The 9737-nt window shown below is 33.9% G+C and carries 9 protein-coding genes; 6 read left to right on the forward strand and 3 right to left on the reverse strand.

Annotated features, from left to right (window positions below; genetic code table 11):
- Window positions 1-134: 134 nt before the first annotated feature.
- A complete protein-coding gene (gene recG, locus OZD67_RS01450; protein WP_182183568.1) occupies window positions 135-2156 on the reverse strand; it encodes an ATP-dependent DNA helicase RecG in 2022 nt (673 codons plus the stop codon).
- 172 nt (window positions 2157-2328) lie between these two features.
- Here recG and OZD67_RS01455 point away from each other — a divergent pair, with 172 nt between their 5' ends.
- Window positions 2329-3165 (forward strand): hypothetical protein, encoded by an 837-nt coding sequence (locus OZD67_RS01455; RefSeq protein WP_182183569.1) that lies wholly within the window; start codon window positions 2329-2331, stop codon window positions 3163-3165.
- 3 nt (window positions 3166-3168) lie between these two features.
- On the opposite strand, the gene miaA is transcribed toward OZD67_RS01455, so the two are convergent.
- Complete coding sequence (miaA, locus tag OZD67_RS01460; protein WP_182183571.1) at window positions 3169-4062, reverse strand: tRNA (adenosine(37)-N6)-dimethylallyltransferase MiaA; 894 nt, start codon at window positions 4060-4062, stop codon at window positions 3169-3171.
- Window positions 4063-4137: 75 nt separating this feature from the next.
- Here miaA and OZD67_RS01465 point away from each other — a divergent pair, with 75 nt between their 5' ends.
- The 5 genes from OZD67_RS01465 to OZD67_RS01485 all read left to right on the forward strand — a co-directional run bounded on the left by OZD67_RS01465 (window position 4138) and on the right by OZD67_RS01485 (window position 7751).
- Window positions 4138-4608 (forward strand): hypothetical protein, encoded by a 471-nt coding sequence (locus OZD67_RS01465; RefSeq protein WP_182183573.1) that lies wholly within the window; start codon window positions 4138-4140, stop codon window positions 4606-4608.
- A gap of 118 nt (window positions 4609-4726) precedes the next feature.
- Complete coding sequence (locus OZD67_RS01470) at window positions 4727-5287, forward strand: L-threonylcarbamoyladenylate synthase (protein ID WP_182183575.1); 561 nt, start codon at window positions 4727-4729, stop codon at window positions 5285-5287.
- Window positions 5288-5331: 44 nt separating this feature from the next.
- Window positions 5332-6153 (forward strand): DNA polymerase III subunit delta', encoded by an 822-nt coding sequence (locus OZD67_RS01475; protein WP_182183577.1) that lies wholly within the window; start codon window positions 5332-5334, stop codon window positions 6151-6153.
- A gap of 73 nt (window positions 6154-6226) precedes the next feature.
- The gene (locus tag OZD67_RS01480) at window positions 6227-7021 is read left to right on the forward strand and encodes a hypothetical protein (protein ID WP_182183579.1); all 795 of its coding nucleotides are present in this window, start codon (window positions 6227-6229) and stop codon (window positions 7019-7021) included.
- Window positions 7022-7079: 58 nt separating this feature from the next.
- Entirely contained in the window at window positions 7080-7751 is a 672-nt protein-coding gene (locus OZD67_RS01485) for a VirB8/TrbF family protein (protein WP_182183580.1), read from the forward strand.
- On the opposite strand, the gene OZD67_RS01490 is transcribed toward OZD67_RS01485, so the two are convergent.
- A complete protein-coding gene (locus OZD67_RS01490) occupies window positions 7733-9244 on the reverse strand; it encodes a proton-conducting transporter transmembrane domain-containing protein (RefSeq protein ID WP_182183582.1) in 1512 nt (503 codons plus the stop codon). The two genes, OZD67_RS01485 and OZD67_RS01490, sit on opposite strands and share 19 nt — an antisense overlap.
- Window positions 9245-9737: the final 493 nt, after the last annotated feature.

Below are 9737 nucleotides of genomic sequence, written 5' to 3' on the forward strand. Positions count from 1 at the left end.
GACGCCAACTACGTTGTTTTCTTGCTGTTTAATCTGCACAGATGAAGATAACTGAATACCTTCACTATCATGATAAGGGACCTGGCGGAGTTTGTCAAGTAAGTTTTTTCGTTTCTGCGGGCTACCTGGTTTTCCTACTGAAATTTTGAAAAATGTAATCTACTTCTATATTCAAATATATCAAGCAGTAATTCAAAATCAGCCATTGCACCTTTTGCGTTATTATACGCGAGGTTGAGCAGCTCTCTGTCCTGATATAAATCAGCAAATTTAAATTCCATACATCCTGATTGTTTTGTGCCTAAGATATCCCCACTGCCTCTTAGCATCATATCCCTTTCAGCAATGTAAAATCCGTCCTGTGACTCACACATGATCTTTAACTTTGAAGATGAGCTTTTACTTAAATTATCGTATAATAATACACAAAAAGATGGCTTGTTTCCTCGCCCTACTCTGCCTCTTAACTGATGCAATTGCGATAGCCCAAATTGCTCTGCATTTTCTATAATCATAATGGTTGCATCTGGCACATCTATACCAACTTCTATCACAGTGGTTGCAACAAGCAGAGAAAATTCATTTCTTTTGAAGGAAAACATAACTTGATCTTTCTGCTCCTGAATCAATTTTCCATGTATTATGCTAACTTTATCAAGAAATGTTTTTTGTAATTCTTGAAAACGCATCTCTGCTGCAGCAATATTGGTCTCTTCGTTTTCTTCTATATATGGACAAATCCAATATGCTTTTTCGCCCCTGTTTATAGCACCTTTTAGCTTTTCAATAACATCTGGCACCCTACTAATGTTCATAGTTACAGTTTTTATTGGCAATCTGGATTTTGGTTTTTCTTTCAACATTGAACATTCAACGTCACCATACATAGCTTGCTGCAAGGTTCTTGGAATGGGAGTTGCAGTAACGAAAAGTATGTCGGCATTTTCTCCTTTTCCTACCAAGCGATTTCTCTGCATCACTCCAAATCGCTGTTGCTCGTCTATGACTGCAAGCCCTAAATTTTTAAATATAACGTTAGCTTGAAATAACGCGTGGGTGCCAATCACTATATTTAAAACACCACTTGCAAGTTCGTTCATAATAATCTTTCTTTCCTTGCGCGAAGTTTTACCAGTAAGCAGCGCAACTTTTATATCGGTACAGGATAAAACTTCCTCAATCCAATTATAATGTTGCTCCGCCAAGATAGTAGTCGGTGCCATTAGAGCTGCCTGCATGTTGTTTTCTACCACATTTAGCATCGCAAAAAGTGCAACTACGGTTTTGCCACTACCAACATCACCTTGCAGCAAGTTTATCATGCGGTACTTGGATTTTTGCCTCTCTGAAATTTCATCTATTGCACGAATTTGATCGTTTGTTAATTGAAACGATAATTCATTTAAAACTTGCTCTTTATATTTATTCAATACTATAAATTCTCTTCCCCTTTCTTTTACATGATTTTCTCTTGCAAGTTTCAGTGCTAGCTGATACGCAAACAATTCATCATAAGCAAGCCTTTTTCTACAAACCTCGGCTTCCGCCAATGAGCTTGGTCTGTGCAACTTTATGATGCTTTTCCTCCAACTTAGCCATTTTTTTTGCTTGATTAATGTATCATCTATCCACTCTGGCAAATCAGGCAATTCTTTCAGGTTAGAGCTTATTATGTTTCCAATGCTCTTATTGGTAATGCCACGGCATAATTGGTAGACTGGCTCTATGCGAGCTATTTCTTTAAATTGGCTGATATCAGGTAATATGTAATCTGGGTGAGTAATTTGCCAATGTTCAGCAAATTTTTCGACTTTGCCACTGATGATTACATAGGCTCCAACTGGAAATAGTTTATATAAATACTTAACTGAGTAATTAAAAAAGACTATGAATATATACTGACTCTCACTTTCAACGACTATTTTATATGGTCTACCTCTAAAAGTGGGCGACTGATGCTCATAAACTTTTGCAATAAAAGTTATAAATTCTCCAGCTTGAGCATCGGGCAGTGACTTACTTCTATCTACGTAACTAAGTGGCCTATAAAATAGCAGGTCCATCACTTTGTCCCCACCACAAAGTTTAGGCAATATTGCGGAATGGAACTTAGGTATATTCTCCAGCCTGCTATTTAGAAAAATCTGATTGCTCATTGAGATTCATACATGTGTAAAACTGTTATAGAGTCTTCTTAAGATCCTGTCACCTTATAGTCAAACTATTTGCTATCATAGGACTTGCGTTTATATAAAATATTTTTATTGACTTATTAATCATTTTTATGTACTATTATACTATTAGTAATTCATATACAGGGTATTAACAATGAATAGCTTTATACCAGAAGAAAAGGAAAATCCAATAGTTACACTAAAAGCTCAAGCAGAAAAGTTTGGTTTTAGCAGGTTAAGGGCTGATAAAAACAATGAGTCAGCAAACACGGGTGAACAGATGTATAAGGATTTTCAAAGAATGGATTTTGTTATTAACGGCAAAAGTATAAGTGGAGATTTGACTGCCAAGTTATGCAAAGAGTATAACAGTTTACTGCCAAAAAGCGAAGATGAAAACTATCGTCCTTTTGCAAAAGAAGTTTTTAAGGAGATGTTTAAATATGCTGAAGCAAAAGTTCCAAGTGATTCTATCCTAGAAGAACTGGTTACCAATTGTAATCAGGCAGGGTATGAAGCTGGTGTATTTATAGAATCCCAACTTGCACTTGGCCAACATTCATTTCTAGTACTCTCCCCTAAAAGAGTAATGAATATTGATTATATTGACCAAAATAATGTAAGTATTAGATCGGATATGAAATTACCAATATTTTTCCAAAGGAGTGATGGTAAAGCTGGTGACAAGGTGTGTGATCTATCCAGCTCAATTGAATTCACACTTGAATCTCAAGATGGGAAAGAGGGTGTAATATATAAAGATGGTAAATTGTCACTTACTGTTCCTAAGAGACTGAAGGACTATAATATAGGTGATAAAAACTTGTTTGACGTTATAAAAGAGTGTTTTCAGAAGTTTTGCGAGAGGCTTGGATTTTTTAAAATAAAAATAGAGCATGGCTTGGATAAGCCACCAAAAGTGAACAGCCATCTGGAAAATATGGAACCGCCCATTCATAGCAATGAGCATGGAAATACACCTGGAAACTAACAATTAAAATATTTCAAGCGCTGTTAGCTTGTTTGCACAATCAATTACTTCAGAACTTGGGAACTGGTTTTTAAACCAAGTGTACTGGCGTTTTGCGTAGTGTCTTGTGTTTGTTTGAGCAATCTGTATCGCTTCGTCTAAAGTAATCTCACCTTTCAAATACTTTACAATTTCTGGCACTCCATGTGCTTTCATGGCTGGCAAATGTGGAGCTAAGTTCATACTAAGTAGCTTTTTTACTTCATCAATTGCTCCATTTTCGATCATTTTGATAAAACGAGAATTTATTTTTCTGTATACGTTTTCACGCTCAGGCAGAATTGTATATATCTTAAAATTATTGAATAAAGGAGGCTGTCTATTTTCTTGCCATACAAAGATTGTCTTACCAGTTTCAGTGATAACTTCAAGTGCCCTTGAAAGGCGGTGCAAGTCATTCATGAATACTTTACCTTGAATCCTTGGATCTTTGCTTAGCGCTAATTTGTAAAACTCCTCTTTACTTAAATTTTTCCTTAATTCGCTTACATTTTTCCTCACTTTCTGACTTATTTGTGGCATTGATGATAAGCCTTTGATTAAACTGCTGATGTAAAGCCCGCTTCCTCCAGTGATGATAGGTATTTGAGCATTTTCTAATGCGTGATTAACTTCTTTTTCTAAATCCTCTAACCATAGACCCACGGAATAATTTTCTTTTGCTGAAACATAACCATATAATTTATAAAATTCTTCTTGCTTTAGTGGTTGAGCAGTAATTATGGGAATTTCTTCATATACCTGCTTTGAATCACAATTTATTATGCTGATATTATTATATTTTTTTATCAGGTTATCACACAATTCTGATTTACCTGAAGCTGTAATTCCTGTAATAATTACTATATTATTTTTCATTTATATTAATTTAATTAACATATGATAGAGTGTAGTAAAAATTTGGGTCCTACAATCTAAAGTTTGGAGATTTTTATGGCAGAAAACAACGACAATAATTCGTTTATTAAGCGTTTCACAAACAGGACTCCTGGCGGTACAGGGGAAGGTTTTTCCAGTAAGTATTCGTCTCAAAACACCAAAGAACGGGCATTGGGGGAAAAAGGAAAAATTTCTGAATTAGCAAACAAAAAAGCCGAATCCAAGGAAGCTTTTTCTGAAAGTGGCGGCATAAAAAGTAAAAGCAGAACTGTCAATGAAAGATCTTTTGCTGATGCAACAAAAAGAAGTAGGTCAGATCTTATATATTTAGTCCGTGGTAAAGATCGTGGAAAATCAGCGTGGCATTATGTATTAGTTGATAAAGAGAAAAGAGAAATGTTTCTAGCAAAAAGCAGAACTGGCTCTATAGATGTTGCAGACTATGGAGAGATTTTGTATTCAGGATGGGGAGAGGATCCACCACAGGCAATAGTTGATAAAGTCAATGAAGAGTTTGGGTTGTAGCAAGTCTGCATAACAAATGGTAAGCTGCGTTGCATTACGTTCACAAAAACTAGCAGTTACTATATAAGATACAATGCAACAAAATTGATCTAGTTATTATGAATAAGTTTTTAGCTATATGGTATCTAAAATAATAAATGCAATACAGAACAACTTGTTAGTGTGTTTTCCAACAGAAACAGTTTATGCTCTTGCTTGTAATGCACTAGATAATGAATCTATAGGAAAAATATATCAGATAAAGAGGCGCTCTCAAAATAAGCCACTCTCCATATTTGTTAGTGATATTTACAATTTGATAAAAATAGCAAAGGTGAAGGAAAGATATATTGATTTAATAAACCACTTTTCTCCTGGACCGATTACCTATATTTTACCACTTAAAAACAATAATATATTGCCAAACGCATTCTTTAAAGATAGTATAGGCATCAGAATCCCTGAGCATCCTATTGCAATTTCAATATTAAATAAACTGAAAGTTCCAATAGTGGCAACTAGTATAAATATTTCAGGAGAAAAAAGTGTATGTAAGGCAGACGATATACCACAATCCATTAAGCAACATTTATCTGCAGTGATTGAAGATGATGAATTAGTTTCTGGTATAGAATCTACTATTATTGACTTAACCGAAGATAAGATTAAGGTTTTAAGGGAAGGTGCAATTTTATTATAAACAGTAACCAATGCATTTTCAAACTAAGATCTACAGGAGAAAGAATGAAAAAAGTAATAGGTCACAACCAAGCCAAAAAAAAATTAATGAACAACTTATCTGTTCAGTCTTGGCTGATCTGTGGTAAAAAAGGTATAGGAAAAGCAACGCTTGCAAAATCCTTCTCCAATTGGTTACTCATAAAAAGCTATAATGAAGTAGCATTGGACTTACACATTGTTGAAGGTGATACTATCGGAATAGAAAAAGTCAGAGAGATGAAAAACTTTCTACACTTAAGTCCCATTCAATCAGAACACAAAGTAGCTATAATAGATAGCTTAGAGACAATGACTAATAACGCTAAAAATGCAATATTGAAAATATTAGAAGAGCCGCCAAAAAATTCTAAGATATTTATAATTAGCCATAAGCCATATGATATACAAACTACTATCCGGTGCAGGTGCTTTCAGCTAAATTTACTTCCATTAACTTATGATGAAACAAAGCAAGTTGCTTCATCTCAATGTAAATTTGATAATCAAACGTTTGACGAAATGATAACTTTATTTCCTGGAATGCCAGGAATGATAATAAATGCAATAAGTAGTGATGCTTATGAAGCATACAAATGCTTTTATAAATTTCTTCATGATTTAAAGAATCCCAATATGATTAATAAAGTAATTAATAGCGAAATCGAACTGGAACTAGCATCATATATAATTCAGGCCTTCATTTTAGAAAGCATAAAGAGAGAGGTAAATGGTGTTGAAATTTTACTAGGTCAGTGGAAAAAAATAGATGAACTTTTCGTTGTTGCTAAGCAACTTCACTTAGATAAAAAGCATGTTTTAGCTGATGTAGTTAATATCATGAAATAAGTTTACAAAGTATAATACTTTTAACATAAATTCATGATAAAATTCTGTTAATTTAATACTCGAAGTATATAATTTGACTGATAATAAATTAACTGTATGGCAATCAATAGAAGTTTTGACGAAAGCCATACTAAACATGCAGAAAGAATTAAGTTCAATCAAGAATATAGCTTTAGACCAGGACGTCACCTTAGAAAAAGGAAAGGAGTTGTTAAGCGGCATTTATGAAGCAAATTTTAAGCTAAACAAGGCAATCAATATAGCTACTTTGCCAAAAGTTGGCTATCATATACTAAATGGTGAGCTTGTTGTACGTAATCATATTACTGAAGAGGAAGTAAAGATTCCTAGAGATTTTCATTACCTTAAAGTCATTAAATCCGATCTTGATGATTATAAATTAACGTTTTGTAATTTTTTAGGTAATGAGTTTTTTGAATATAAAAAGTATGATCCACAATATTCTGGCGTTTCAGATGAATATAAGTTTGTGGATTTTGGTAGTGTAAAAAAGACTCATAATCTAAAATTTAAGGAATATGTTGGTCATGCACCTAAGTTTTTTGCTGTAGAAGGGCCTATTGAGCCTGGATCTCAAAACCATGTGATTGATCTATTTAGGCTAGTCAAAAGTGGTAAAGGTAGCAGAGTGGGAGCCCTTGCTGATGAATTTGGTTATTTTGATGATCAAAATAAATTACATTATTATAATTATCACAAAAGTGCTGAAAGTAATATTTACAATCCTGAAAATTTCAGTGTAAAAATGATCAATGTAGATGTGAGCAAGATCGATAAATTCTACCTTATTGCGGAACAAGGTGATATAATCATTCATCCTATTTTGGGAAATTTAGACATATTTTAAAGTTTTTTGGAGTATCTAATCTTATTGTTATTATAGTTGGGTTTGGTAGCATTGTGTTATGGAAGATAAATTGCTTGAATCAGTAAAAAACAAAAGTTATTTCAGTAAAGCAGTCGAATGGTACTGCCATAGGTATCTGTTTTGTGTAGCAGAAAGATCTTGGATGGCATTAATAGTATCGCTTCTCCTAGTATGCTTATGTTTATTAATATTAAACATATACCTGTTATTTCCTGTTAAAAAAAATTTAAATTTTGTGAAGTACATGAACCACACAGAAGATGAGTTCTCTGCAATGCATAAGCTTAGTTTCAGTAAAAAGGAAGATGAATACACTTCCACAGCGAGGTACTTAATAAGTAAATACATTGAAATATACGAGTCCATTAAGATCGTTGAACCGAAGTACCAAGAAAATTTTATAAGAAACAATTCTATACATAAAATCTATCAAGGCTTTCAGGAAAAAACGAATAAAGAAGCTGTTAGTTCACCTTCATCCAGAAGAAAAACTGCCAACATAAATGTAATAACATTATCTATTGATCGATCGACCAAGGACTTAGTTACATTTGCTGGAAATGCTACTGTAGTTTTTACAACCGAGCAAAATAAGGAGGTGAAAGATCATACTGTGGAGATTAGCTTCACTTTGTCGAGTATAAAAGCAACCCTGGCTGGTATAATACCATTTAAATTTATTGTTAATGGTTATAAATACAGATTTTGAAATATTACTTGGTAGCTAAAAAAAATAACTAAAGTGCATGTAGCAGTGATAACTGGAGGTAAAACTAGAAGAATTGGCGTTTTTTTAATCAAGTAATTCTGAGAAGGTTTTAAGAAAAAAGCATTGTAAATTATCGGTAAAAAGTACAGAGCGTTAAGTATAGTGCTAACAATTAACACTAGAGTTACAAACACAGAAAGTATTACATTGCCAGAGTTGAAAACAGCTTGAAAAATGAGAAATTTACCCCAAAAAGTCGGAGCAGGCGGCACCCCTATCATAGACAATGCACCTATAGCAAATGCTGTCATGCTAATTGGCATACTGCGTCCTATACCATGAATCTTATCTATATATTTCTCACCTGTTTTCGTTATTATTGCTCCGGCAATGAAAAACAAAGTGATTTTTGCAAATGCGTGGCAAACTAATTGAAAAATTGCAACCCTCATGCTGAGCTCACTAAAAATTGAAGCAAATAATATAATATACGACAATTGAGAGATGGTAGAGTAAGCAAGCAATTTCTTTAATTCTTTTTGCTTTAATGCAATCAATGATGCAGTAATAATAGTAAATCCAGCAGCGTATGGAAGCCACCCTCCAGCAAACCAATTTTGCTGCACAAAACGTTGCATGTTATCGACGCCGAAGGTGTATAATATAACTTTTATGATGATGAAAACTCCGGATTTTACAACAGCAACAGCATGTAATAGTGCACTCACAGGAGTTGGTGCAACCATTGCTTTTGGTAACCAAAAATGCATTGGCATTAATGCAGCTTTTCCTATTCCGTAAATCAGCATAGCAAAACACACTGCAATGAAAGTGATGAGTGAAGTATCAAATTTGAATATTCCACCACTTACAAAATCTAAAGTATGAAATTCATTATATAAGAGGCCTATTGCGGGAAAAAATAATACCAAAGAAGAAAAAAATAGCACGCCAAAGTAATAGCGTCCTGCAACTACTGACTCATTTGTTGAGTTGTAAGTAACCAGAGGGTATGTACTAATAGTTAGAAGCTCATAAAAGACAAATGTAGTGAGCAAATCTCCAGAAAAAGCAATAAACATTGCACAGCTAATTGATATTGAAAAAAAGCATAGAAAACTTGAGTGATTGCTATCAGCATAGTTATTTCGCATATAACATATCGCATATATGCTGGTTAGTACCCACAAAAATGATATTAATAAACCAAATATCACTCCACTAGACTCTAGCTTCAAACTAATATGCAAATTACTACCAAAGTCCATGAGAATAAATTGAGGATGATCACCATACACCAAATATAAAGTGCATAGAGATGTATACGCAAATAGAAGCATAGAAAAAGCAACAGTAACGCCACTGCTTACTCTTGGCCATTTACCAGTAAAAAAAATAGCTAACGCGCTTAAAAGTGGAATCAATGCAGTAATTAATAAATAATTCTCGGTAATTGAGAATGGTAAGGAAAGATACATTAAGATATAGTCCATTAAATTTTCTGTTTAGGTAAATCTAGAATTATACTCAAATCATAGAAAAACTGCTGTTTTTTTTAGTTGTTGTATATGCTATAGCTATATCGCGATTCATTCCATGGCTGTACGAACATTTGTTTTTGTTAAACATAACAAAGATGTCATCCCAGTGCTTGACACTGGGATCCAGGAAAGTTTGCTTGTAAACTAGCATAGAAAAACGTTTTCGATGAGATTGCAGAAAGGCTGGATCCCAGATACAAGTGTCACGCACTGGCTACTTAACCGTCATACCGCCGCGGCGCTAACAAGAGATCCCGCTGCGGGATGACGGTTGTCGTTTAGCTATAAACATTAAGAAATTTACCAAATAAAAAAAAGGCAAAAGAAGCCCTAGTCATTGTCTATTTTCAGTATTGGCGTTTTTCAAGTCTTAAACACTGCAATTTAGCTGCTTTTAAATGCAACTAACCTTAGCTAAAATGTTTAAGAAATTTACTAAGCAGAA

This window comes from Wolbachia endosymbiont of Drosophila nikananu (genome assembly GCF_028981865.1).
In the GTDB taxonomy this organism is placed as follows: domain Bacteria; phylum Pseudomonadota; class Alphaproteobacteria; order Rickettsiales; family Anaplasmataceae; genus Wolbachia; species Wolbachia pipientis_B.

Excerpts from the sequence above, each read along its gene's own strand:
- recG (WP_182183568.1), bottom strand. The coding sequence starts at position 2,156 with ATGAGCAATCAGATTTTTCTAAATAGCAGGCTGGAGAATATACCTAAG.
- OZD67_RS01455 (WP_182183569.1), top strand. The coding sequence starts at position 2,329 with ATGAATAGCTTTATACCAGAAGAAAAGGAAAATCCAATAGTTACACTA.
- miaA (WP_182183571.1), bottom strand. The coding sequence starts at position 4,062 with ATGAAAAATAATATAGTAATTATTACAGGAATTACAGCTTCAGGTAAA.
- OZD67_RS01465 (WP_182183573.1), top strand. The coding sequence starts at position 4,138 with ATGGCAGAAAACAACGACAATAATTCGTTTATTAAGCGTTTCACAAAC.
- OZD67_RS01470 (WP_182183575.1), top strand. The coding sequence starts at position 4,727 with ATGGTATCTAAAATAATAAATGCAATACAGAACAACTTGTTAGTGTGT.
- OZD67_RS01475 (WP_182183577.1), top strand. The coding sequence starts at position 5,332 with ATGAAAAAAGTAATAGGTCACAACCAAGCCAAAAAAAAATTAATGAAC.
- OZD67_RS01485 (WP_182183580.1), top strand. The coding sequence starts at position 7,080 with ATGGAAGATAAATTGCTTGAATCAGTAAAAAACAAAAGTTATTTCAGT.
- OZD67_RS01490 (WP_182183582.1), bottom strand. The coding sequence starts at position 9,244 with ATGGACTATATCTTAATGTATCTTTCCTTACCATTCTCAATTACCGAG.